Annotated in this window: 15 protein-coding genes; 6 read left to right on the top strand and 9 right to left on the bottom strand. The window is 66.9% G+C overall.

The genetic code is table 11. The annotated features are described in order from the left end of the window. Positions 1 to 73 precede the first annotated feature (73 nt). The gene (locus ACQY9P_RS06235; RefSeq protein WP_421736124.1) at positions 74 to 1,411 is read right to left on the bottom strand and encodes an O-antigen ligase family protein; all 1,338 of its coding nucleotides are present in this window, start codon (positions 1,409 to 1,411) and stop codon (positions 74 to 76) included. A 191-nt stretch (positions 1,412 to 1,602) separates the two neighbouring features. Here ACQY9P_RS06235 and ACQY9P_RS06230 point away from each other — a divergent pair, with 191 nt between their 5' ends. Further along, positions 1,603 to 2,721, top strand: coding sequence for a glycosyltransferase family 4 protein (locus ACQY9P_RS06230; RefSeq protein WP_421736123.1), 1,119 nt, complete (start codon positions 1,603 to 1,605; stop codon positions 2,719 to 2,721). Beyond that, a complete protein-coding gene (locus tag ACQY9P_RS06225) occupies positions 2,718 to 4,031 on the top strand; it encodes a Gfo/Idh/MocA family protein (RefSeq protein WP_421736122.1) in 1,314 nt (437 codons plus the stop codon). Before ACQY9P_RS06230 ends, ACQY9P_RS06225 begins: the two co-directional genes overlap by 4 nt. Positions 4,032 to 4,087: 56 nt before the next feature. On the opposite strand, the gene ACQY9P_RS06220 is transcribed toward ACQY9P_RS06225, so the two are convergent. Continuing rightward, the gene (locus ACQY9P_RS06220; RefSeq protein ID WP_421736134.1) at positions 4,088 to 5,332 is read right to left on the bottom strand and encodes a glycosyltransferase; all 1,245 of its coding nucleotides are present in this window, start codon (positions 5,330 to 5,332) and stop codon (positions 4,088 to 4,090) included. Positions 5,333 to 5,580: 248 nt separating this feature from the next. Then, complete coding sequence (locus tag ACQY9P_RS06215; protein WP_421736135.1) at positions 5,581 to 6,843, bottom strand: nucleotide sugar dehydrogenase; 1,263 nt, start codon at positions 6,841 to 6,843, stop codon at positions 5,581 to 5,583. Positions 6,844 to 7,156: 313 nt separating this feature from the next. Here ACQY9P_RS06215 and ACQY9P_RS06210 point away from each other — a divergent pair, with 313 nt between their 5' ends. Then, the gene (locus ACQY9P_RS06210) at positions 7,157 to 9,289 is read left to right on the top strand and encodes a GumC family protein (RefSeq protein WP_421736136.1); all 2,133 of its coding nucleotides are present in this window, start codon (positions 7,157 to 7,159) and stop codon (positions 9,287 to 9,289) included. A gap of 222 nt (positions 9,290 to 9,511) precedes the next feature. Here the strand turns inward: ACQY9P_RS06210 and ACQY9P_RS06205 are convergent, their stop codons facing one another. Then, on the bottom strand, positions 9,512 to 10,816 hold the full coding sequence (locus ACQY9P_RS06205; protein WP_421736137.1) for a lipopolysaccharide biosynthesis protein: 1,305 nt from the start codon (positions 10,814 to 10,816) through the stop codon (positions 9,512 to 9,514). Between the two features lie 223 nt (positions 10,817 to 11,039). Between ACQY9P_RS06205 and ACQY9P_RS06200 the strand changes: the two genes are divergently transcribed. After that, positions 11,040 to 12,179 (top strand): glycosyltransferase family 4 protein, encoded by a 1,140-nt coding sequence (locus ACQY9P_RS06200; protein ID WP_421736138.1) that lies wholly within the window; start codon positions 11,040 to 11,042, stop codon positions 12,177 to 12,179. Beyond that, positions 12,176 to 13,930, top strand: a complete 1,755-nt coding sequence (locus ACQY9P_RS06195; RefSeq protein WP_421736139.1) for a heparinase II/III domain-containing protein — start codon at positions 12,176 to 12,178, stop codon at positions 13,928 to 13,930. The genes ACQY9P_RS06200 and ACQY9P_RS06195 overlap by 4 nt, the downstream gene beginning before the upstream one ends. A 44-nt stretch (positions 13,931 to 13,974) precedes the next feature. On the opposite strand, the gene ACQY9P_RS06190 is transcribed toward ACQY9P_RS06195, so the two are convergent. The 5 genes from ACQY9P_RS06190 to ACQY9P_RS06170 all read right to left on the bottom strand — a co-directional run bounded on the left by ACQY9P_RS06190 (position 13,975) and on the right by ACQY9P_RS06170 (position 21,629). Further along, a complete protein-coding gene (locus tag ACQY9P_RS06190) occupies positions 13,975 to 15,174 on the bottom strand; it encodes a glycosyltransferase (protein WP_421736140.1) in 1,200 nt (399 codons plus the stop codon). After that, complete coding sequence (locus tag ACQY9P_RS06185) at positions 15,175 to 17,862, bottom strand: FAD-dependent oxidoreductase (protein ID WP_421736141.1); 2,688 nt, start codon at positions 17,860 to 17,862, stop codon at positions 15,175 to 15,177. It lies immediately after the preceding gene. Between the two features lie 8 nt (positions 17,863 to 17,870). Further along, positions 17,871 to 19,172: a lipopolysaccharide biosynthesis protein gene (locus ACQY9P_RS06180; protein WP_421736142.1), complete on the bottom strand. Its 1,302-nt coding sequence runs from the start codon at positions 19,170 to 19,172 to the stop codon at positions 17,871 to 17,873. 194 nt (positions 19,173 to 19,366) lie between these two features. Further along, on the bottom strand, positions 19,367 to 20,038 hold the full coding sequence (locus ACQY9P_RS06175; RefSeq protein ID WP_421736143.1) for a sugar transferase: 672 nt from the start codon (positions 20,036 to 20,038) through the stop codon (positions 19,367 to 19,369). Between the two features lie 448 nt (positions 20,039 to 20,486). Beyond that, the gene (locus tag ACQY9P_RS06170) at positions 20,487 to 21,629 is read right to left on the bottom strand and encodes a glycosyltransferase (RefSeq protein ID WP_421736144.1); all 1,143 of its coding nucleotides are present in this window, start codon (positions 21,627 to 21,629) and stop codon (positions 20,487 to 20,489) included. A gap of 557 nt (positions 21,630 to 22,186) precedes the next feature. Here ACQY9P_RS06170 and ACQY9P_RS06165 point away from each other — a divergent pair. Next, complete coding sequence (locus tag ACQY9P_RS06165; RefSeq protein WP_421736145.1) at positions 22,187 to 24,616, top strand: bifunctional diguanylate cyclase/phosphodiesterase; 2,430 nt, start codon at positions 22,187 to 22,189, stop codon at positions 24,614 to 24,616. Positions 24,617 to 24,623: the final 7 nt, after the last annotated feature.

Here is a 24,623-nt window from a genome sequence, read left to right as displayed (position 1 = left end):
CTTAGAATAGATGCCTTAAATTATTTCTACCGAGGCTCCATTCGCCATGAGGCGGGAGCGGGTCGCCCGGGTGCTAAAAAGCGCCATCGCCATCGGCGGGGCGCCTATATTCAACGCTCTCGCCGCGCCGTCGGGTCAGGGTAGACATCACCACGAGGATAGCGAAGCCGAGGGCGCCCATCGGCAGGTTCGGGCGCAGGGACACCTCCGACAGCGCCGCCGCGCCCCAGCCGATCAGGAAGATCACGCACACCTGGGTCAGCAGGCTCACATGGGGCCCGCGGGCGGTCGCCGCGCGGGCGATGGCCCAGGCTACGGCTCCATAGAGCAGCAGGGATCCGACGAGGCCGGCGCTCAGGGCCAGGTCGATATAGCCGTTGTGGGTGTTCTGGGCGTGGAAGCGGGCGATGATGTAGGGCGTGAGCCCTCCGACGCTGGCCGAGCCGTAGCCGTAGCCGAACAGGGGCTGCTGGATGAACATCCGGTAGGCCGCGCTCCAGATCTCGGTGCGTCCGGAGAAGTCCGATCCGCGCCCCAGGGCCTGGAGCGCAACGTCCTTGAGGGCCAGGCCCATGACCAGCAGCGGCGGCGCGAGCATCAGGCAGACCACGCGCGCCAAGCCTTGCATGAGGAAGAAGACCCCGTAGGCCGCGCCGCACAGGCCCACGAGCACGAAGGCCGAGGCCGAGCGGCTCTTGAGCACCAGCAGCAGGGTCAGGGCCATGGCCAGGTACTGGATCCAGCGCGCGCCCAGCAGTTCCCGGCCCTTGACGGCATAGATGATGAAGAACACCGCCATGATCTGGCCCAGGGCGTTCTTGTGGGTGTAGACGCCGCGCCAGGCGCCGGCGTGGCCGCCCTGGGACGCCTCCTCGGCGCCGTGGACGCCGTAGAGCGGCAGGGCCAGGATCGTCAGCAGGGAGAAGCCGGCGATCAGCAGGCCGGTGTAGCCGATCACCCTGGCGACGCTGAGCTCGTCACACCAGACCACCAGCACCACCCCGGCCAGCAGGGCCGTGGTCAGGTAGATCACGTCGGTGATCGAGTTGCCGGGGGTCTCCGACCAGCGCACCGAGCAGGCGACATAGAGATAGAAGGCGCACAGGAGCGGAAAGCGCGGCGGCATGCGCAGGGCCGCGCGCCATCGCCAGGCCGCCAGGCCGCCCAGGGCCAGGAGGATGCCGCCCTTGAGGGCCATCTGCAGGTGGGCGTTGGCGTAGATGGCGCGCGAGGTGCTGGGATCGGTCAGGCTGGCCGCGCCGGGGACGATGCCCTTGATGAGGAATTCCCAGGGGTTGCTGATCATCAGCAGCAGGAACGCCAGGCCCAGAAGGCGCAGCCGCGTCGACCAGCCGCCATCGGCCAGGAGCCCCCCGGTCGTCGGCTCGGTGCTGAGGAGCGCGCTGCTCATGGCTGCATGATCACTTGAAGATCGAAGGGCGGGCGCGCGACCAGATTCGCGCGCGCTCTATCGACTACGCCGCAACAGGTTGACGCCCCATGTATATCCAAGCCTGATCTTGCGCGTGCGTCGCCGACCGTTTCGGCGAGGGGTGTGGTGTTTTGATGGCGTCGAGCAGTTTTGAGGCAGGGATCCGGGGGATGCGGGTCCTGCATGTCATCGCCGACGGCGCGCCGGGCGGCGGGCCCACCATGGTCCAGACGCTCTGCGCCCAGATGGCGCCGTGGGGCGTCGAGCCTCTCATCGTCACCCAGGCCGACAGCCCTCTGCACGCCCAGGGACCGGCCGCAGGCCTGAGGACCGTCGGGCTGGACTTCGCCAGCCGGGCCGCCGGGCTGCGCCTGGCGGGCCAGATCGCCCGGTTGGCGGCGCAGGAGCGGATCGACCTGATCCACGCCCACGGCGCTCGCTCGGCCCTGCCGGCGGCCCTGATGAGGCGCTCGGAGCGTCCGCCGCTGGTCTATACGGTCCATGGCTTCCATTATCGCCGCAAGCCCGCGCCGCTCCGCTGGCTGGGGCGCGAGGCCGAGCGCTTCTGCATCCGGCGGGCCGAGGCCACGACCTTCGTGTCCTCGGGCGATGAGGCGAGCGCGCGCCAGGAGCGCCTGCTGGGCGCGGGGCGCGCTGTCCTGATCCACAACGGGGTTTCGGTTCCGCCGGGCCTGGCCGTTCCCGACGCCCAGCGCCGGTTCGACCTGGCCTTCGTCGGCCGCCTGCACCCCCAGAAGGATCCCCTGATCCTGCCCGACATCCTGGCGGCCATGCGCCCGGCCCGGCCCAGCCTGCTCGTGGTCGGCGGCGGCCCCCTGGAGGGGGCTCTGCGTGAGCGGATTCTCGCCCGGGGCGTGGAGGCCCAGGTCACCCTGCTGCCGGCCATGCCCCGGGCCGAGGCCCTGGCCTGGCTGGCCCAGGCGCGCGTCTGCGTCCTGCCCTCGCTGTGGGAGGGGCTGCCGATCTCCCTGGCCGAGGCCATGCTGCTGGACGTCTGCGTGGCGGCCTCGCGGGTCGAGGGCAATATCGAGATCGTCCACGACGGTCAGACCGGCCGTCTGGCCCCGGCGGGCGAGGCGGCGGGCTTCGCCAAGATCCTGGGCGAGCTCCTGGCCGCGCCCGAGCCGCGCGCGGCCTTGGCCCAGGCCGGCCGCCGCTTCGCCGAAGAGACCTTCTCGCCGGCCCGCCAGGCCCAGGCCTTCGCCGATCTCTACGCCCGCCTCCTGGCCGTCCGCGCCGGCGCCCAACCTTCCGAGAGACCCGAATGAAAATCGCCTTCGTCGGCTGCGGCTACGTCTTCGACATCTATATGCGCAGCCAATGGGCCCATCCCGAGCTGGAGATCTGCGGTGTCTTCGACATCGATCTGGCGCGCTCGGCCGTCGTCGCCCGCCATTACGGCCTGAGGGTCTATGACAGCTACGCAGCGCTGCTGGCCGATCCGGCGGTCGAGATCGTCGTCAACCTTACCAGCATCGGCGCGCACCACGCCGTGGTCCGGGCCGCCCTGGAGGCGGGCAAACACGTCTATTCCGAAAAGCCCCTGACCACGGACCTGGCCCAGACCCAGGCGCTGTTCGCCCTGGCCCAGGCCTGCGGCCTGGTGTTCACCGGCGCCCCCTGCAACCTCTACAGCGACGCGGTGGCCACGGTCTGGAAGGCCGTGCGGGACGGCGCGGTCGGTAAACCGGTGCTGGTCTACGCCGAGCTGGACGACAATCCCGCCCACCTGATGGGCCTGGAGACCGTGCGCAGCCCGACCGGCGCGCCGTTCCCCTATGTCGAGGAGCTGCAGGAGGGCTGCACGGTCGAACATGTCGGCTACCACCTGCTGTGGCTGTGCGCGCTGTTTGGGCCGGTGCTGTCGGTGGCGGCCTTCTCCACCTGCCTGATCGCGCACAAGACCGACACGCCTCTGGACCCGGCCGACACCCCCGATCTGTCGGTGGCGTGCCTGACCTTCGCGGACGGGGTTTCGGCGCGGGTGACCTGCAGCTGGGTCGCCCCGCGCGACCACAGCTTCACGGTGATCGGCCAGGCCGGGGCGATCAGCGTCGACAACGTGTTCCACGACCAGTCCCCGGTGCGCCTGGAGCGGTTCTCGCGGGTCAGCCTGAGCGCGCGCAAGGCCTACACCCTGCGCACCCAACCGCTGATCGGCCGCCTGTTTGGCCTGGGGGGGCGACGCCTGAAGCTGGTGCGGCGCTGGAAATCCCATGGCGTCGAGGCCGAGCGGGGCGTGGGGCGTTCGCTCAAGCACCGGTTCGTCAGCTGGCTGCGCCGCCGCGAGGTCTACGCCCAGGACAAGCTGCTGGGGGTGGCCGAGATGGTCCGGGCCCTGCGGGAGGGCCGCCCCCAGCCGACCCCGCCCGACTTCCTGGCGCATCTCAACGAGGTCACCCTGCTGATCCATCGGGCCGGCGCCGGCGCCGGTCCGGTGATCCCGACCACCCGCTTTGTTCCCCTCGAGCCCCTGCCCGACATGATCGCGGGCCAGCCGGACTATCGGGCCGCCTATCGCCCCCGCCGGCTGGAGGCGGCCCTGGGTGGGTTGGTGGCGGCCTTGCACCGGCGCTAGAGTCCTTGCCGATCTGATGGTTTCAATCAGATCGGCAAGGGCTCTATTTCAACAGCTTATGCCATGGCCGGCGGGGTGTGGCCGTCGTGGTCCAGGGCGTCGTAAAGCGCCTGTTCGAGCTTGAGGAAATGGGCCTCCCAGGTCCAGTTCTCCAGAACGTAGCGCCGGGCCTCCTGGCCCATGGCGACCGCCTGGTCCGGCGCCTGCAGGAATCGGATCACCCCCGCCGCGAAGGCCTCCGGATCGTCGGCGATGACCAGGGTGCCCGCCGGGGCCTGGATGCCCTCGTTGGAGACGCTGGTGGCCACTACGGCCTTGGCCGAGGCCATGTACTCGATCAGCTTGTTCTGCATGCCCCCGGCGGCGCGCACCGGGTTAACGCAGACGGTGGCCGAACGGATGATCGGACCCACGTCCGGCACCGAGCCGGTCACCGTGACGCCGTCGCGACCGTCGAGGGCGCGGATTTCCGCCACGGGGTCGCGGCCCTGGATGATCAGTTCGGCGTCGGGGACGGCGGCCCGCACCTGGGGCCAGCAGGTCTCGAGAAACCACTGGATGGCCTGGATGTTGGGCTTGTAGAGCATGCTGCCCGAGAACACGACGCGTCCGGGAACCAGCTCCTCGGGGGCTGCGGGCAGGAAGCGGTCGGTGTTGGTGCCGTGGGCGCCGTAGACCCAGTTGTCGATCGGCGCCAGCCCCTCGGCGGCGCAGACGTCCTTGATCGCCTCCACATCGCGCGGCCCGATGAGCACGCTGCGCGTGAAGTCCTTCCAGACGTGGGCCTCGAAGCGACGCAGCAGGCGCCACTCGATCCAGTAGATGAAGCGCTTGGCCAGGCCCGTCTCGTTGCGGAAGATGCGCTCGGTGTTCAGCGTCTGCGACAGCTGCATGGCCAGGAAGGACACCACGCGCCGGCCCTGGATGAGGCTGGCCTTCTTGGAGTGGAAGAGGCCTCGCACCACCGGGGCGCTGCGGATGTAGTAGACATAGGCGACGTCGTATTCGCCGCGCTTGACGGCGCTGGAGACCGCTCGCTCCATCTTGCCGTTGCGGAAGAAGCCCACCTGCAGAGGCTGCCCCCTGAGCAGGGCCCGCGCCACGCCCCAGGCCGCCCGGAGGAGGGAATGGGAGTAGAGGTTCACGTTGCGGCAGACGCCGCGCAGCCAAGCCTCCTGCTTGTCGTTCATCTCCCCACCCACGTTCAGGGTGAAAAAATCGACGTTATGGCCGCGCGCCTTGAGGAAGCTGAGCAGGTGGGCGACCGTCAGTTGGTCGCCCCGCATCATCGGAAAAGGCACGCGGCTATAGGCGAACGCAATGTTCAGCGGTCGCGGAGCCGCGTCGCAGCACATCTGCTTTGGTAGGTCCGTTGGCAACGACCGCCGCCCCCTTGAAAGAACCGGTTCCAGAGCGCGTCTGGGTCAAGCTTGTGCGGACGACCCTAACGCGCCAGGTCCCTTTTCCGACAGACCAGAAAAGGCTGTCGCACCGAAAATGTCTCGTGATCTGATCCAAGGCCCCCGGGATGGCCTTCCGGGAGCGCCGTCTAGGCCAGGGCGCCGATGTCGATCTTACGCTTGGTCTTCAGCGCCAAGCCCTTGGAGCGGGCGGAGGTGTCGACGACCAGATCAAACTCCGTAGCCTCGGCGGTCTGTTGGTCGATCAGCAGCTCGCCAAGGTCGGGCAGGTGCTGGAACGAGTAACCCAGGTTCTGGCCCAGCAGGTTCTTGGGCTCCACGAAGGGGTCCAGGATCGACAGCTTGTAGCCGCCCTGCAGGAACTTGCGGGCCAGGTCGATGTTGGGGCTCTCGCGCAGGTCGTCGCTGTCCTTCTTGAAGGACACCCCCAGCATCAGCACGCGCGCGCCTTCGGCCAGGTCCTTGACGCACATCTCGAAGAGGAAATGCTTGTGAGCCTCGTTGCTGCGGATCAGCGAGTCGACCACGTGGGCCGAGGCGCCGACATCGCCGGCGATATATTGCAGCGCCCGCACGTCCTTGGGCAGGCACGAGCCGCCGAAGGCGCCGCCCGGACGCATGTAGTAGGGCGAGATGTTGAGCTTGGTGTCGGAGATGAAGATCTCGTGGACCTTGGTCGCGCTGATGCCCAGGCGCACGCAGACCCGACCGACCTCGTTGGCGAAGGCCACCTTCAGGGCGTGGAAGGTGTTGTCCACAAACTTGGTGAACTCCGCCTCGCGATAGCCCACGTAGAACACCGGGGCGTCCAGGCCCTCGTTGACGATGTCCATGTTCTTGTTGGGCTTGCCGTCATGAGTGCCGATGACGATCTTGGGCGGCGAGAAATAGTCCTTGATGGCGCTGGATTCCCGCAGGAACTCCGGATTGTAGACCAGCTCGATGACGCCGACCTTGTCGCCCATCACCCGCCTGAAGATCGGATAGACCAGCTCTTCCAGCGTGCCGGGGCGGATCGTGCTGCGATAGACCACGGTCAGCGGCCGGCTGCGGTCCTTGTCGACCGCCGTGGCGATCTGGCGCGACACCTCGGCGATATAGCTCATGTTGTGCGAACCGTCCGGGGCGCTGGGCGTGCCCACGCAGACGATGGCCATGTCGCAATCGGCCAGGCGGTTCTCGATGGCCGAGAAGCAGGTCAGCTTGCCGTCGGCCACGGCGGTGGCGATCAGCTCCTCCAGGCCCGGTTCGCTGATCGGCGACTTGCCGGCCATGACCGTCGCCAGCTTCTGTTCGCTGACATCGAAACCCACGATCTCATGGCCGCTCTTGGTGAGGCAGGCTGCGGCGGTCAAGCCAACATAGCCAAGACCGAAAATACCGATCTTCATAAAATCCCCGTCTCTACCAATATGTCACGAGAGCTTGGCGTACGAGTAGCGCCGAGTGTCATTTGGCATAAGTCTGATCTGTCAACAAATGCCTTCTGGCCATTGCAACAACAATAGCGCGACCTTGCGTACGCGCAGGCGTTCAGACTATGGGATGACCCGATTTGTGGCGACTCCAACGAAGATGCCGGCCCCAATGACAGGACGCAAAAATATTCTTTACGAAGTTTGGCTAGGGTAGACGTCGCACGCCCGGCACGCGACTTGCTTCTCTGGCTCGCTGCTTGCTCGCCCCGTGGCATTTGAGGACACGATGACCGACGTTTCCACCGCTGACCGCCAAGCCACCACCGCGCCCAACGACCTGGCGGGGATGGCCGGGCGCCTGCTCCGCTATATTCCCCTGGTCGGGGCGATCGCCGGGGGCGTCCTGGCGCTGGCGGCGGGCCTGACCTTCCTCCAGACGCCTATGTACACGGCCAAGACGACCATCCTCTTCGACCCGAAGAAGGTGCAGTTCGGCACGGACGCCAGCGTCGAGGACAGCGGTAAGGACACTGCGGTCGACACCCAGTCCGAAGTGCTGCAGTCGCCGGCCCTGGTCCAGCACGTGATCACCAAGCTGCGCCTGGACAAGAGCCCTCAATTCAATCCGAGCTTGGACGGCAAGGGCGCCGCCGACGCCGACACCACCCGCAACACTGTGATCGCTGCGGTCTCCCAGAACCTGCGCGTCAAGCGTGTGGGCCAGACCATGCTGTTCGAGGTGGCCTTCACCCACAAGGACCCGATCAAGGCCGCCCAGATCGCCAACACCTTCGCCGAGACCTACCTGGAAGACCAGGTCACCAACAAGCTCGACGCCTCCCGCAAGGCCAACAGCATGCTGCTGCTGCAGATGGACAAGCTGCGCAAGGACGTCGAAAACGCCGACCGCGCCGTCCAGGCCTTCAAGGCCGCCAACAACCTGCTCAGCGCCTCCGGCTCCACCCTCACCGAGCAGGAACTCTCCAGCCTCAAGACCCAGGAAGCCATCGCCCGCGTCCAGCTGGCCGAGGCCAACGCCCAGCAACGCGCCGGCGAGAGCGGCGCAGGCCGCAGCAGCAACGGCGAAAGCGGCGCCAGCGCCCTCGGCTCCATGGTCATCAGCAACCTGCGCCAGCAGCGCGCCGACGCCAGCCGTCGCCTGGCCGAGCTGGAAAGCCGCTACGGCCCCCTCCACCCCCAGGTCATCAACCAGCGCAAAGCCGTCGCCGACACCGACGCCCAGATTCAGGAAGAACTGGGCCGCATCAACGCCAACCTGCGCACCAATGTCGACGTCGCCCAACAGCGTCTGGCCAGCGTCCAGCGCAGCATCGGCCGCGCCAGCGGCGAACTGGCCAACGGCAACTCCGCCTCCGTCGAACTGGCTCAACTGCAGCGCAACGCCGACGCGACCAAGTCGCTCTATGAAGCCTTCCTGGCCCGCGCTAAGGAAAACACGGCCCAGCAGTCGACCGCGACCGCCGACGCTCGCATCAACTCGATCGCCCTGCCGCCCTCCAAGCCCAGCTCGCCCAACATCGTCATCAACATGGCGCTGGGCCTCATCTTCGGCATGGGCCTGGGCGTCGCCGTCGCCTTCATCATCGAGCGCTGGAACGTCCGCCTCTCGACCATGGACGACGTCGAGCGCCGCCTGAACCTGGCCTTCCTCGGCAGCCTGCCCACCCTCACCTCGGCCGTAAAAAAGCCCGCCACCAAGTCGCCGACCGAGGCCATCCTTAAGCACCCGATGTCCAGCTTCGCCGAAGCCTATCGCGGTCTGGGCATGGCCCTCATCCATGGCGACAAGTCCGCCGACGTCAAAATCATCGCAGTCACCTCCGCACTTCCCGGCGAAGGCAAGACCACCACCTCCATCTGCCTCGCCCGCGTGCTCGCCCTCGGCGGCTCAAAGGTCCTCCTGGTCGACCTCGACATGCGCCGCCGGTCGGCCACCGCCAACATGGCCCCAGGCGCCAAGACGGGCCTCCTCGAAGTCCTCGCCGGAAAGGCCACGCTCGACGAGGTCCTTGTTCAGGATACTGAATCCGGCGCCTGGTTCCTGCCGCTCAGCAGCGACATCAACGTCATGAAGTCGCCCCTGGTCTCGCCAGCCTTCGACGCCCTCCTCGAAGACCTGCGCGCACGCTTCGACACCGTCGTCATCGACACAGCGCCCGTCCTGCCTATCGTCGACACCCGCATCCTCGCCGCAAAGGTCGACGCCGTGGCCCTCATCGTCAAATGGCGTGGAACCCCCATGCGCGCCGTTCAGGCCGCCATCCACCAAATCACCGCCGTCGAGGGCATCGTCTCAGGGGTCGCCCTCAGCCTCGTGGATCTCAACGCCCAGGCGCGATCCGGCTACGGCGACCCCCACTACTACTATCGGGATTTCAAGGGATACTATCTCGAGTAGCCATCCCTCTCGCCCAATAAACCACAGCAACCCCCAGGATAGACCTCGCGCCAACGCGCGGGGCGTATCCTGGGGGACAGCAACGCGGAGGCGCGATATCTAGGCTGTCGCGGTATCTGTCACGGCCCGCAAGTCGGTCCGCAGGGCCTGGGGCCACGGTCGCGGCCTAAGGTCAGAGCACGTTCGGGCGCGGTCAGAGCGCCTGCGCCCGACCAGAAGCGCCTAATGCCGGATGCGCATGAAGGTCTTCAGCACGCGACGGCTCAACATCGGTCGGATCCAGATGCCACGGGCGCGGCCTAGCCAGACCACATAGGCCGCCTGGGTGATCGCCACGTAACCGACATAGGCCCCGACATAGGCCGTCATGTCTTGGAAGCGCAGGACGAACATGGGCCCGAAGGCCAGCACGATCGCCGCAGCCTGGACCGCCATGACCTTCAGGCCCGCGCCCTTGTTCTTGAGAATGTCCTCGGCGATCCCGAATTGGCTTTCGGCGGCTGTCGCGATCAGCGCCAGGCAGAGCAAGGCGCGGTTGCCCGCGAAGCTCTTGCCGAACAGGAGCGACAGCCCCCAGTCGCCGAAAAACCAGACCAGCACCACCCCGACCAGCGTCAAGCCCGCGAAGATGGTCCCGGACACCGAGGCCATGATCGCCAGGCGTCGGTAGTGGCCCGAGGTCAGTTGGTCGGCGATGACCCGCCGCAGCACCAGGCGAATGGCGGCCATCGCGGCCGCGGCCGCGACCGCAAGACGCATCACCGCGCCGATCACCCCTGCGGCCGCCACGCCCGACAGCAATCCGGCTCCCCAAACGGGGATCCACAACGCAGCTGACTGGATGATCCGGGCGCCCGAGAACGGCGCGCCGGCCTTCACGAGCGCCAAGGCCTGACTCTCGCCGCGTGGGGCGATGGGTTCACGCCTCAACACAAGCCAGATTTGAACCGAGCCGATCAGGCCCAGCGCCAGATAGCTGCTGGCGGAAATCGCCAGCACCGCCGGCGGCCCCCAGCCCAACGCCATCGCCAGAAGCACGAGCACAAAGTTGAGCGAGGCGCCGGCGGTATAGAAGAAGAAGGAGCCCGCTCGTTCGGACCCCGACGCGATCAGGCACAGCGATGCAGAGATGTTAATACCCCAGCCCACGACCCAGACGCCGGTCCAGATGGTGTTCCAGCGTAGCGAGGCGGGCAGAGCCAGGAGCGCGGCCGCCACGACGACCGCGATGACTCCTGCGCCACTCAGCAATGCGAGGCCATGGGCCGAGCGCACCAACCGCTGGCGGTGAGCCGCGTCCTTACGGCCCCCTGCGGCGGCGAGCCGCGCCACGCCCTCCGGCGCGCCAAAGCCCAGAAAATAGCACAGCGTGCTGGCCAGGCCGAAGGCGCTGGCATAGTGGCCTAGACCCTCCTTCCCGAACATATGGGAAAGAATACTGAAGGTTAGAAATGTGAGCGCCATACCCAAGTAACGGCTGACCACCGCGCCGCCCGCTGTCGAGGCGATGTTTGCTTTGCGGGCCATCAAATGCTTCCAATTTCTGGCCGTTGGGGAGCCGGCGAACGGCCGGAGTGCTTAGCCAACTGGCCTTCGCCGTCAAGGGCCGCTAAAAGAAACAGCCTGCGAAGCGGTGGAAAGCAGCGACGAAAAACGCCCTGATGCGCGGATGACGGCCCCGCTGGTTCAAACGCCGCCAACACTCCGCCGCGTCACGGCGCCCTTAGACCCTCGCGAGACCCGCTCCTCCATGCCTAGCCCAAACCGCAAGCCCACCGTCTGGATTCTCGCGCGCGGCTACACGCCCGATGAAGGCGGGCTCGAAACCTATGGCCGCGCCGTGGGGCACGCCTATGCGGCCGCAGGCTGGAAGGTGGTCGTCTTCGCGCCGACCAGCGCCGGTCCCCGCCGCTTCCATGACGGCGCGGTCGAGGTGGTCGACGTCGGCGCCGCTTCGCAACCCGTGGTCATGGCGCGCCTCGTCGCCGCCTTGCGTCGGGAGCTGAAGGGGGGGCGGCCTGACTTCACCCACGCCATCACCTGGCGGCTGTCGATCCCTGGCGAAGCGCTGGGGCTCAAGCCCTTGGCGATTTCAGTGCACGGACGCGAGATCAACTTCGTCAAGGGTCCGATGAAGGCGTTGATGGCCCTGCTGATGCGCCGCGCGCAGTTTCTCGTCGCCGTCAGCCACTTCACCAAGCAGATGCTGGCCGAACGCGTGCCCAGCGCCGCGTCCAAGACGATCGTCGCCTGGAACGGCCTTTCGGACTGGGCCGAAAATCTGCCCAACCGCGTAAGGCCGGTCCACAGCCCGACCCGGCTGCTCAGCCTGTGTCGTCTGGTCGAGCGCAAGAACATCGCCGGCGCCGTCCAAGCGGCGGCCGACTGCACCAAGGCCGGCGCGGCCCCCTTTCTCTACGAGATCGGCGGGCGCGGCCCCCAGACCGCCGAGATCAATCGCCGGATCGAGGCGGGTAGCGCCGCCGAGCAGGTCAAGATGCTGGGCTTCGTGCCCGATGACGCGATGCCGGGTCTCTTCCTGGACGCGGATATCTTCCTTCATCCGCAGATCGCCACCGAAGGGGGCAAGGATGTCGAGGGCTTCGGCATCGTGATCGCTGACGCGATGGCGGCGGGGTGCGCGTGTATCGTGGGCAAGGCCGGCGGACCTGCAGAGCTGATCATCGACGGCGAGACGGGCTTTGTCGTCGATGGCGACGACACCGCGGCGATCCGCGCGCGACTGTCCCAGCTGTTGGCAGATCCCGAGGCCTGCGCCCGACTGGGTCGGGCCGCCCAGGTCTTCGCGCGTGATCATTTCTCCTGGCGCAAGCACGTGAACGACATCCTGGCTGGCGCTGGCCTGAGCGGCTCGGGAGGCAACGCGTGAAGCCAGCGGACCTCATCATCACCGCGCGCCACTCGGCCCGGGTTCCCGTTTCGCGCCTCTGGCAGCGTCTGGCGCATCGCAAGGCGATGCGCGCCTGGGCCGGTCGGCCGGTGGCCGATCTCGCCAGCGTGATCGACGTTCCCGCCGCGCGCTACGATCCCGCGATCAACGAGGTCGCGGACGCGATTGCTCGCCTGCGCGCCTTGACCTTCAGCAATGCGCCCAGCGAGGTTGCGGCGGGGCGCGTCACCCTGCGGGGGCAGGCGCGCGAGATCGCGCCGCTCGACCGCTTCGATTGGTCGGTCTTGAGCCGAGCCGCCGAAGCCGACGTCAACTGGTTCTACGAACTGTCCTATGTCGGCTTCCTGGTCCCGAACCTGGCGGCGCCCGAGACACAGGCGCAACTGATCGGCGCCCTGGCGGGGCTTGAGGCGGTCGGCGCAGCTGGCTCCTGGAGCAAGAACCTTGGGTGGAAGCCGATCGCGGCCTCGAACCGCCTGATCAATCTGGTCCCCGTGCTGGCCGCTCTGACGCGTGGGAACGCCGACGCCGAGACCTTGGCCGCCGTCATGCGTCACGGCGACATCTGCGAAGGGCTGCTCACCGCGCTGCGGGAAGACCACCTCCAGTACAATCACCTAGTCTTCAACATCGTCGCCGTCCTGCTTTGGCGCGCGGCCACGGGCAAGGCCCTGCCCAATGAGGCGCTGCGGACCTTGAAGGCGACCCTGGACGATCAGATCCTGGCCGACGGCGGCCATGCGGAACGAAGCGCCACCTATCACGCGCATGTTCTGTCGATGATCCAGTTCATCGCCGCCACGCCTGGCGTGGGCGACGACCTATCGGCTTGGCTGGCGAAGGCTGCTGCGCGCATGGCTGCGGCCCTTCCGGTGATGAGCCACCCCGACGGCGACATCGCGCTGTTCAATGACGCGGCGTTGTTCGACGCGCCGCCGGCTTCGGCCTTCGTCGAAACGCCGCAGGAGCTCTACGCGGTGCTTCCGCAGACAGGCTACGGCCAGATCCGCAGCGGTCGAGGAGCCGTGATCCTGGACGGTGGCGCGCCCGGACCGCGTGACAATCCGGGCCACGGCCACAGCGACTACCTGTCGATCGAGGCGTCCTGGGGGGGGCGTCGACTGATCGTCGACTATGGCGTGTCTTCTTACGTGGCGGGACGCGAGCGGGATCTCACACGCGGCGGCGTCTCGCACAACGGACCTCGCCTCGAGGGGCGGGAACTGATCGAGTTCTCAGGCGCGTTCAGGGTGGGGCGTTCGTCCCGCGCGGGCGTCGTCCAGAGCCGGAAGCAGGACCTCAAGGGCCTGTCCGCGTGGTGCCAGCCGTGGTTCGACGGCGGCGCGCGCCTGGAGCGCGACGTGCTGCTTTTCAGCCCGGATGTGTTCCTGATCGTCGACCGGTGGATCGGACGCGGACAGCCGGCTTCGCCTACCTTCCTGATCCCTGCGGACTGGACTTGCCGTCTGGACGCGGACGGCGGACTGAACCTGAATGAGAAGGGCGGGGCCACGGCGAGGATCCAACCGCTGTTTGGTGACGGCGTGAGCCTGACCGAGGCGGTCTACTGGCCGTTGGGCGCAGGGCGGTCTAGCCCCGCCCACCAGTTGATGGTTATTCCGCGCGCGCATGGCGCCGGGCGCGCCAGCGTCCTGGCCGTCGGCGCGCCGGGCGCCGTCGCTGAAGCTCACGCCGAACTCGTGGCCTTGGCCGGGCGGTTGCTTGGCTAGAGCCCAAGCCGCCTGATCTGTTCACAAAGGCGGACGGAAGGGCTCTAGCCGAGCCCGCGCCGGCCGACCCGCGTGTCGAGGAATGCGGCGATGTCGCGACCTCGGCTGGCCCAGTCGAAGGCTGCGGTGCAGGTGTCGAAGGCTGAGGCCTGCACCGCGTTCAGGCGATCGAAGTCGTCGAGCACCGCCGGGGCGATCCGCGCCGCCTCGACGACATTTTTTGCGGCCACATAGTCGCGGTCGGCCTTGAAGCCCATGCCGTTGAGGGCGCTCTCAACCGCGAGCATCGGCACGCGGCGGAAGGCGTGGGTCAGGGCTCGAAGCTTGAATCCGCCGCCGATCTCATCCGGGATCAGGCCCAGACGGACCGTGGCGAGGTAGGCGTCGAGGTCATCGACATAGCCCATGAAGTTGAAGCCGGAAAAGCGCGCTTCCAGACTATCCTTCTCGCCAGGACCGACGACGTCGATCGTCGCCGAGTTCTGCAACCCGGCTTGCTGCAAGGCCTCTAGGGTGTGAAGCAACACCATGCGCTTATGATGCGCCTCATGCGAGCCGAGCAGAAGAATGCGACGCGGCGTATCCGGGCCGATCATACGAGGCGGCGCGCTTTCGCCGCGATAGGGCGGCATGGCCACCACCGAGGGCGTACGCGGCGCGATCCGCGCGAAGACCTCGGCGTCCGCCGGGGTACAGGCGATGACGCCGTCGCAGGCGCGCAGGGCAGCGTACTCCAGGCGCCGGGCCTTGGCCGTGTCCAGCGCCAGCGCGGCCTTCAGGGCCAGGGCGCGTTCACCGGCCGTCATTTGGCTGCGGACGGCGTATTCGTGATTGTGCTGGAGCAGGATCACCGGGGGGCGGGCGTGGCCCATCTCGGCGTCCAGTCGCGCGATGAGCTTCAGGCCGACATCGAACAGGCCCAGGAAATCGACCACCACGGCGCGCGACTGTCGCGCCAGGGACACGGCCGCCTCGAGATAGGCGCGGGCGTTGTGGCGAAAGGCGACGTTCGGCAGGTGTGACAAGAGGCTCAGGGCCCGATGCGGCGGCGAGGCGTCGACAAACGACCATGTCAGACCCGCGCGCTGGGGCGGTGAGATGCCGTCCCGCCGAACCGCCAGCGCATGGACCGGCGTCGTGTTTGCGAGGCTCTCCAGCAGGTCGCGCGAATAGATCATGTCACCGCCATGCAGAGGCGGGTAGGGGGCCCAACGCGTCAGCCAGAGGACGGAGGTGTCGGTCATCTAGTCGGGCCGGCCGTTCTGACGCCAGCGCACGATGGCCGAGACACCGTCGTCCACAGTCGTGGCGGGGACATAGCCATAGGCGATCATGCGGTCGATCTTCAGCGTCGCGTGGGCGCGGAAGCGAGCCAGCTCATCGCCTGACGGCGTCAACAGTCCGAAGTCCCGCAGCCATTGGTAGGGCGGCGACCTATCGATCAGCGGGACGCGTCGTAGCACCGCCAGAGCCGCCCGCGCCGCCTTGCGCGCCAGCAGGGTCCCGCGCCCGACGCCTCTTGGCGTTGGCAGGGGCGGCAGGCCGAGCGCGGCGTTCAGGCGTTCCAGGTAGCTGTTCCAGTCGGGAATATCGGCTCCGTTGACGTTGAAGACCGCAATACCCTGCGGAGGCTTGCGCACCAGAAGGCCCACGAAGTCCGCCAGATCATCAATGTAGATCAGGTTGCACAGTCCGTCTCCGCCGTGGCCCAGCGCGCGCCAGCGGCGGGTCTCCAGGCGTTCGATGTACAGGTCGCTCCACTGAGCGCTCCGCGGCCCATAGATCAGGGTCGGCCGCAAGATGGTAACGGCCATTTCTTCCGAAGCCGCCGCGCGGCAAAGGTCCTCGGCGGCGCGTTTGGCCCGCCCGTAGTCGCCCTGCGGCGCGTCGGTCGGGCTGTCCTCGTCGATGACGCCCGCAGTGTCGCTGTACACGGCCATCGAACTGAAGAAGATGAAATGCGCCACGCCCGCCGCCTTGGCGGCCTCCAGCAGCGTCCGGGTCCCCTCCAGGGTCACACGCGAGTCTCCGGCGGGACCGATCGCGCAATGCACGACGGTCGAAACGCCGTCGAGGGAGGCGCGGGTCGACACCGAATCCAGCACGTCGCACTCGACGCCTTCGAAGGGTTGGGCCTTCAGCCGCTCCGGCGCGCCGCGCGCGCCGCCTCGGACAGCAATTCCGCTCGCGGCGAGCCGCCGGGCCACGGACTTGCCGACAAAGCCAGTGGCGCCGGTGACCAGCACGGCGCCGTCCGGAGCGGCGCGCGCGGCGGGCATGACCAGAGCCGCCGCGCGGCGCACGGGCGCGTTCAGCCTGGCCAGATGGTCCGACAGCCGCAGGCCCATGGCCACGGCGGTCAGGGTTGGGTTGGCTTGGCTGGAGGTTGGGAACACCGCGCTGCCGGCGATGAAAAGGTTAGCCACGCCGTGCACCTTGCAGTCGGCGTCCACGACCCCGTCGCGCGGGCTGGCTGACATGCGCAGGCCGCCGATGTGGTGACCGCCATAGGCTCCGGCCTTCAGGGTCACCGACTCCAGTTGCGCGTCGTCGAAGGTCAGCCTGCCGACATCCGCACGCTCCAGTTCGCGCCCCAAAAGGCGGTAGGATTCTCGGATGGTCTTGAAGTCGAGATCCGTCGCTCGCCAGTCGATCTTCAGCCGCGGCATGCCGAAAGTGTCGCGCGCTTCGGAGAGCAGGATCCGGCTGTCGGGATTGGGCGCTTGCTCGGCGTGGAACTCGAGCGGGTAACGATTGAGTTTGGACGATAGGGCGATGGACGGAATGCGGCGGTCGGAAAGGTAGCGCTTGGGCCCCCAGTCCGCGAGGAAGCGGGCGAGCCGCAGGGGGTCCTTGGCGATATTGGCGAGATGGCGCGTCATCATCGCCAGCGAGCGATCCGCCTCACGGTTCTCGCGGCTGTATTCGTACTTCACGAGGTAGGCCGCCAGGAAGATGAACGACAGGATCGGGTCTTTGTGGGCGGGATCCTTGGCCTCATGGATGTGGAGGCGGGCGGTGAAGTTCATCACCTCCAGTTCGCGCTGGGCCTTGGGCGTCAAGGCGATGCGCCGTCGCATGTAGACGCCGCCAGGATCCTGCTCGTACCCCCAGGCGATGGTCTCGGGCGGCGCGGCGAACTCGATTTCGCCGAAGGTCGCGGACATGTGGCACATGTAGCCTCGGCCGACCCACCCGCTGGCGGCGCCGACGCCTTCGGGACGCACATCGTTTGAAGCCAGCAGGAGCCGCACCGACTCCAACCCGCCGGCGGCCAGCACGTAGGTCTTGGCGCGGACCTGACGGCGCGCGCCGTCGGGCATGCGGACCTCGAGGTGATCGACGGCCGCGCCGTCTGATGTCAGGCGGACGGCGCTCAGCGGCGCATTGATGACGACCTTGGCCCGGCTCGAGCCGGTCATGTCGCCGTGGAAACGCCACCAGAAGTTCGTCGGGCGGCTGAATCGCTCGATCGTGGTCTCCAGCCATTCGCCGTCCAGGCCAGGAACCAGCGGGCCGGGGGGGCGCCTGTCGAAGGGGCCGGCTTCCGCCGCAGCCATGGCGGCGGGGTAGTAGGCGGCGACGTCCTCATAAGAGATCGGCCATCCGGAATGAGGCACCCAGGGCCGGCGCTCGAAATCGATCGGATCAAAGGGGATGGTCCTGCCGCCCCAAAGGGTGCTGGTGCCGCCCAGGGTGCGAACGCGATAGGTATCGGGCGGCCAATGAGCCGAGCCCTCGGCGACCTCGCCCGCGTAGGCGGCCTTGCTGGCCTCTTCATCTAACGTCTCGCCGCCCGCCTCAAGTAACAGGACCCTGAGGCCGCGCCGGACGAGATCGGCGGCCATGCTGAGCCCCACGGCGCCGGCGCCCACGATGCACACGTCGGCGCCGTCGAGGTCAGGAAGCTTGTCCTTGGCGTCCAGCAGCATGGTTCGTCTCAGTTCATCGCCAGCAGTGTGCGAGGGTCGCGGCCGCCGTCGCCGCCGTTGCGGATCGCATAGCGGCGCCGCGCCAGCCTCTCGGCGAACACCAGCAGCATCAGGTTGATGGCCTGGGCGGCGGCCACCGAGATTCCGAAGCCGACCGTTCCGTGGGGTGCCGCGACGACGAGGCCGGCCAGGGTGACGACGGCCGCCACGCACCGCATCGTGAACATCAGGCGGCTTTCGCCCAGGACGATCAACAGGCTTTCCGAGGGTTGGTTGAGGCAGATAATGAAGAAGGCTACGGCGAGGATGCGCACGGTCGTCTCGGCGCCAGCGTACTGGGGGCCGAAAGCGAAGGGAATGATCCAACTCGCCAGAAGGCTGACAGCCAGAAGATAGCCGCCGGTCAGCACGACCAGCAGCCGTCGGGTGCGATGGATGGAGTGGACCACGGCGCCAAGTCCCTCATGAGCGAGGGCTCGTGCGGCGCGAGGTTTGTCCAAGGCGTCGATGGCGCTGACCACCGCGACTGCGGGATTGGCGAGGGTGCGGGCGACATTGAACACAGCGGCGGCCCCGGCTCCGCCGATCGCGCCGACCAGGACGATCAGCGAACTGCTGGCGATGGAATAGGGGACGTGGTTCAGGGTCTGCCAGAATACGAGGCTCGGATTCTCGAACCACTGGTCCAGCCCGCGACGCAGGCCGCCGGGGCGCCCGGGGGGCTGAGCCAGGACTGCGATGAGCGTGGCCGCTAGGCCGCCGATGGCCCATCCCGCAACCACATGTCCAAGACCGCCCCCGAGTCGCCAGGCCACAAGGGCGAGACCCACCATGCCGACGCACTGGGCGGCCGACGCGAGGGCTGCGGCGACCGTGAGCCGGGATTGGTAGAGCAGGCGGCGAGCGAACTCGGCGAGGAGCATCAGGGGCGTGATCGCCGCGGTCAGGGCCATCGCGACGGCGATCAGTTGGAAGGTCGGCGAGGCGCCGCCGCGCAGCGCCATCATCACGGCGGCGATCGCCGCCAAGAGGACAGTGATGCCGGCCACCACGAGGGCGTTGAGCCAGAACCAGGCCTGTCGGTCCTGGGTCTCATAACCGCCCGGCCGCGCGGTGATGACGATGAACTGCAGGGTCAGGCCTGCGCGCAGCAGGCCGGCCACGAAATAGTAGATTCCGATGGCGACGCCCATCGCCGCGAAGTCGTCGCGCGACAGGGCGTGGGCGAACAGGGACGCCGCCAGGATATTGCCCAGGCCCTGGAAGCCCTGGTCCGCGAACGTCGCCAGACGGTCCTTTATGGTGGCCAAGCGACCACCGCCGGGAAGACGCCTCAGGATGTCATCGACCCATGCGTCGATTGGGAACACTGTGGTCTCCGTGGCCAGACTTTCGAGTGGGGGTGGTCCCGTCGAGATGCTGGTGGAAGGTTCGCCCGACGGCGAGGCGCCTCTGGCCTCGCCGAGGGGGCGCGGCTGGAGGCGCTTGGCCGAAGGGAGGGGGGTTAGAATGCGCCGCGAGAGAGGAAGACGGCGGGAACGGTTGCGAAGAGTATTTTCATGTAGAGGACGAAGGTCCTGGAGCGAGCGAAGGTGACGTCGAGGACGACGCGTCGCCGGTAGGTGGTGTTGTTGCGTCCGCTGACCTGCCACAGGCCGGTGATGCCGGGTGTGACGGAATAGTAGCTTGAGATGTATCGGCCGTAGCGAGGGACCTCGCTGGCGACGATGGGGCGGGGCCCCACGAGGCTCATCTCGCCACGGAGGACGTTGAAGAGCTGGGGAAGCTCGTCGATGCTGGTTTTGCGTATGAATGCGCCGTAGGCGGTGATGCGAGGGTCGTTGCGGAGCTTGTGGTCGCGCTCCCACTCCTGGCGCGCGGCGGGACTGGATTCCAGAAGCCTAGCCAGGCGTTCTGCGGAGTCGGTGACCATGCTGCGGAACTTCAGGCATCGGAAGGTCTTGCCGTCGCGGCCGATGCGCAGGTGACCAAAGAGGGGAGAGCCGCCGTCCTGGGCCCATACGACGAGGGCGGTGATGAGCATGAGGGGCGCGCAGAAGACCAGGATGACGAGGGAGAAGGCGATATCGCAGGCGCGGATGGCCATCTCGTCCAAGCGATTGGACCAAGTCTGCGGCGCGGGCTCGTGCAACTGGTACCCCCAAACATCCGTCATGGACGACGTCCCCTCAAGTCGCACACCGTCGTGCTGCGGAGCCTATCTGCAAGCTGTAGGCCAGAAAACTGTATGCCAGGAGCAAGACGGTTTATCGTAGCCGTGGTGTGTCGCCAAACTTTCCGGCGTGTTATGTCACAAGCGTCTCGGTAACGAGCGCCAAAAACATGAAGCGATCGGATATTATGGCAATTCAATCCCCATAGGTGGGGAGTGTGCGCCGGGATTGGTCAAGCACGAAGGGCGCGGGCGTGTTTGCGCGCAGGAGAATTGCCGCTTCTCTGTTCGATAGGACGTTGATTAACGCTCTGGGTGAGCGTGCCGGCGCGCATGGACATGGTTGAGTTGTTTTCCGTCTGTTGGCGCCGCATCGCTCCGGAATGATACACTTGTTCCCTATGGGCTCGCGGCGCACGCCTCGAAGCTGGTCCAACCAGGCGCCCGCGTCCTAAACGCGGATCGACGGGGCCGGCGTCCAAGTCGTGTAGGTGCGACCCAAGGCCACGGAGTCTAGGACGCCAAGACCAACGCCGATCAGCGACGTCACCGCGCTGAGCACGCCCCTCGCATAGCGTAGGCCCGCAGCGCTGAGGGCCAGCACGATGGCTAAGCCCGCCATCACAAGGCTCATCGCCGGAGCGAAACCCACCCAAAGGGCGAATCCCACCCAGAACAGCAGCGCGCTCAAAGCGATGTTGAACGGGGCGATCCATTTGAGGACCCGATGGGCGAGATAGCCGTAGAGCTGGCCGGTGGGAAGCTTGCGCAGGCGCGGCCAGAGCGTGCGGTGGACGTTGATCGCCTGGCAGGCGATTCGCCGCTTGCGTTGGAACTCTTCTTGCCAGCGGCTGGCGTTCCGTTCCTCCACAAGCACCGAACCTTCGGACACGACGAGGCCGCCGTTCAGCGTCACCATGAGCGAGACATAGAGGTCGTCTATCAGTTCATTGGGCGCGGCGACATAGGCCGAGCGACGGATCATGAACAAGGCGCCGTCAACGCCGACCAGTCCGATCGTGTCGCTTTCCATGCGTTTGACCGTCTCTTCCATGTCCCAGTACAGCGCCGTGCTGCCGCTGGTGCCCGATTCGCTGTTGTTGGCGAAGATGAGCCGGGCGGACACGGCGGCGACCATCGGGTCGGTGAAGCGTTGCAGCAGGGTGACGAGCGAGTCGGGCGGCGCATTCACGTTGGCGTCCGTGAACGTCAGCATCTCTTCCGTGCTCAGCTCGACGAGGCGGTTCAGGCCTGCGGTCTTGCCGCTGCGCGCCTCGGAAACGACAAGTTCGATGCGGTCCCGATAGGATTCAAGCAATTCGGCGGTGCGATCGGAGGAGCCGTCAACATAGACATAGATTCGGGCGGGCCCATAAAGCTTGGCCATGGCGAGCAGGCTTTCGATCTTCGAGACGATCGTCCGCTCCTCCATATAGGCCGACATGCAGATCGCTAAGGTTGGGCGAGGGTCAACCGGCGAGGTCCTGTTGGGAATACGCTTGCGCGCGAACGACAGGGTCAGCGGATAGAGAGTGACCGGATAGATCGCCAGGACAAAGCAGATCGTCGCAATGAGCCATAGAGCTCCGGTCATCGGCGGGGTTTCCAGCGCTACAAGAGTTGATATTCAAGCGCTCTTTCACCCCATAAATCACTAAAAAATAGCCTACCCAACAGCCAATTCCCTCAAAATCTCAGATCGACCCAGTTGCAGGCGTTCTTGCATCGACCGAAAGGAACGCTAGCACTTAAAACGTCGCTTTTTTGGGTCGTTCGCGGCGTTGCGAAACCAGGACCGCCTCGATCATGACCCTCCGTCGCGATCGGCCGGCGCGCGCTGAAGGAGCGCTTGGCCAAACACCTAAGATTGGCAATCGGACGATTGACCATCTCTGGCCGTGGAACCACAGCCAGAGAGACACTGCCAATCACGACAAGGGCCGTGGATAAGATGTGGGCCGGGTCGGCGGGAGCAGGATCCCGATGATCTGTTCTTCCGTGAACCGTGATCGCTTCATTCTTCCGCCCATCTCCTGGGGCGGTCTCTAGTTATTTCTGGAGGAGTTTCAGGGGGTCACGTCATAGGGGCTGAAACGGTTTATTTGTAACTCAAGCGATAGTGTCCCAGGTCAGTGAGCCGGGGGACCGCGTGTGTTGAAGGTTTTGACCTGTCTGACGGCCGAGCATGACTATCGCTTGGTCGCCGTGGCGGCGGCGGTTTGCTTCGCGGCCTGCTTCACGGCGTTCAGACTTTATTCCCGCATGCGCGGCGCCAAGGGTCTTGTGCGGGCCGCCTGGCTGCTGCTGACTGGCCTTGTCTGCGGATCGGGCGTCTGGGCGACGCACTTCATCGGCATGGTCGCCTATGACCCGGGTCTGAAGACCGGCTACAGCCCGACCGGCACCCTGCTGTCGCTGATGATCGCCGTGCTCTTCATGGGTTCGGGTTTCGTGGTGGCTTCGGCCCAGCGCACCCGCACCAACGATGTCGCTGGCGGCCTGGTTCTGGGTCTGGGCATGGCGTCCATGCACTACACCGGCATGACAGCCTTCGTGACCCAGGGCGACGTGGTCTGGGAACACGCCACGGTCGGCGCCTCGGTCCTCCTCGGCGTTGTCGGCGCCACGCTCGCTTTGGTCATTGCTGGCCGCGCCCGCTCTCTGAGCAAGCAATTGATCGGCGGCGGGGTCCTGACCCTCGGCGTTTGCGCCCTGCACTTCACCGGCATGGGGGCGATCACCATCGTGCCCGACGCCGCCGCCGTGGTGCCTGAGCAGATGCTGTCCGGAGGCGTCCTGACCCTGGCGGTGACCAGCATCACCGGCCTGATCATCCTTGGGGGACTGGGCGCGGTGGCGATCGAGTCCCAGACCACGCGCTCGGCCCTCGAGCGCATTCGCCGCCTGGCCAACGCCGCCTATGAAGGCATCGTGGTGGTCCAGGACGGTCGCATCAACGACGCCAACGCCGCCTTCTGCGACCTGGTTGGCGCGCCCCTGGACGAGCTGACGGGCAAGCCCCTGTTCGGCGAGATCCTGACCTACAATACCGAGGAAGCGTCGCGCGAAGGCGTGCGTCGCGAAGGCGTGCTGCAGCCTGTCGAGGGCGGCCGAGAGATCCCTGTCGAGGTGTTCTCGCGCCTGATGGACGACGGCGCCCGCACCGAGACCTCCGGCCTGACCGTCCTGGCCGTTCGCGACCTGCGTGAGCGCCGCTCGGCCGAGGAAAAGATCCGCTATCTGGCCGAGCATGACGGCCTGACCGGCCTGCCCAACCGCAATTCCCTGCAGGCCCGTCTGGCGGCCGCCATCGATCGGGTCGAGGCGTCGGGCGAGAGCCTTTCGGTCATCTGCATCGATCTTGATCACTTCAAGGAAGCCAACGACCAGCACGGCCATCTGGCGGGCGACGCCCTGCTGGTCGAGACCGCGAGACGGCTGCAGGACCTGGTCAGCGCGCCCTCCTTCGCCGCGCGTCTCGGCGGTGACGAGTTCATCGTCGTGCAGGTGGCGGGCGGCGACCAACCCGCAGCCGCGGCCGAACTCGCTGGCCGGATCCTCGAAGTGATGGCGGCCCCTGTGACGTTTGACGGGCAGGAACTGGCCATGTGCGCCAGCCTGGGCGTCAGCCTGTTCCCGGATGATGGCCGCACGGCTGAATCCTTGATGGCCAACGCCGACATGGCTCTGTACCGCGCCAAGGACAGCGGCCGCGGCGTCTATCGCTTCTTCAAGCGCGAGATGGACGAGTCCATCCGCGAGCGCCGCGCCCTGGCGCGCGATCTCAAGCAGGGCATCATCGACGAGGAACTGGTGGTTCACTACCAGCCCCTGGCCCGGGCGTCCGACGGCGAGGTCTGTGGCTTCGAGGCCCTGGTTCGCTGGCAGCATCCGAGTCGCGGCATGATTCCACCGCTGGATTTCATTCCGGTCGCCGAAGAGAACGACCTGATCGCTCCGCTCGGCGAATGGGTCCTGCGTCGCGCCTGCCGTGACGCCGCGTCCTGGGAGAAGCCCTTGCGCATCGCGGTGAACCTCTCGCCGCTGCAGTTGAACGATCCCACTCTTCCGACGCTGGTGCATGAAGTGCTGATCGAGTCCGGCCTCTCGCCGCATCGGCTGGAACTGGAGATCACCGAGAGCGCCCTGTTCAAGGACTATCAGCGCGCGCTCGACAATCTGCGCCGGCTGAAGGCCCTGGGCGTGCGGATCGCCATGGACGATTTCGGCACCGGCTTCTCGTCGCTTTCCACCCTGCAGTCGTTCCCGTTCGACAAGATCAAGATCGACAAGAGCTTCGTGGAGAACATTCATCGCCACGATCGGGCGACCGTCATCGTTCGCGCCGTGCTGGGCCTGGGCCGCAGCCTGGAGATCCCGGTCGTCGCCGAGGGGGTCGAGACCGAAGAGCAGATCAGCTTCCTACGGGGCGAGGACTGCGCGGAACTGCAGGGCTACGCCATCGGGCGGCCCGCGCCGATGGGGGCTCTGGACGCGTGGACCACGCTCACTGGCGCAAAGACGCCCTCGGCGGCGCCGGTCGTGGCGCCCGCCAAGCGTTCGCGCCGCACCGCGGCGTAAGAAGGCT

The organism is Caulobacter sp., from assembly GCF_965279145.1.
Classification (GTDB): Bacteria; Pseudomonadota; Alphaproteobacteria; order Caulobacterales; family Caulobacteraceae; genus Caulobacter.
The sequence above is the reverse complement of the archived record's forward strand: the minus strand, read 5'-3'. Positions and strand labels throughout refer to the sequence as shown.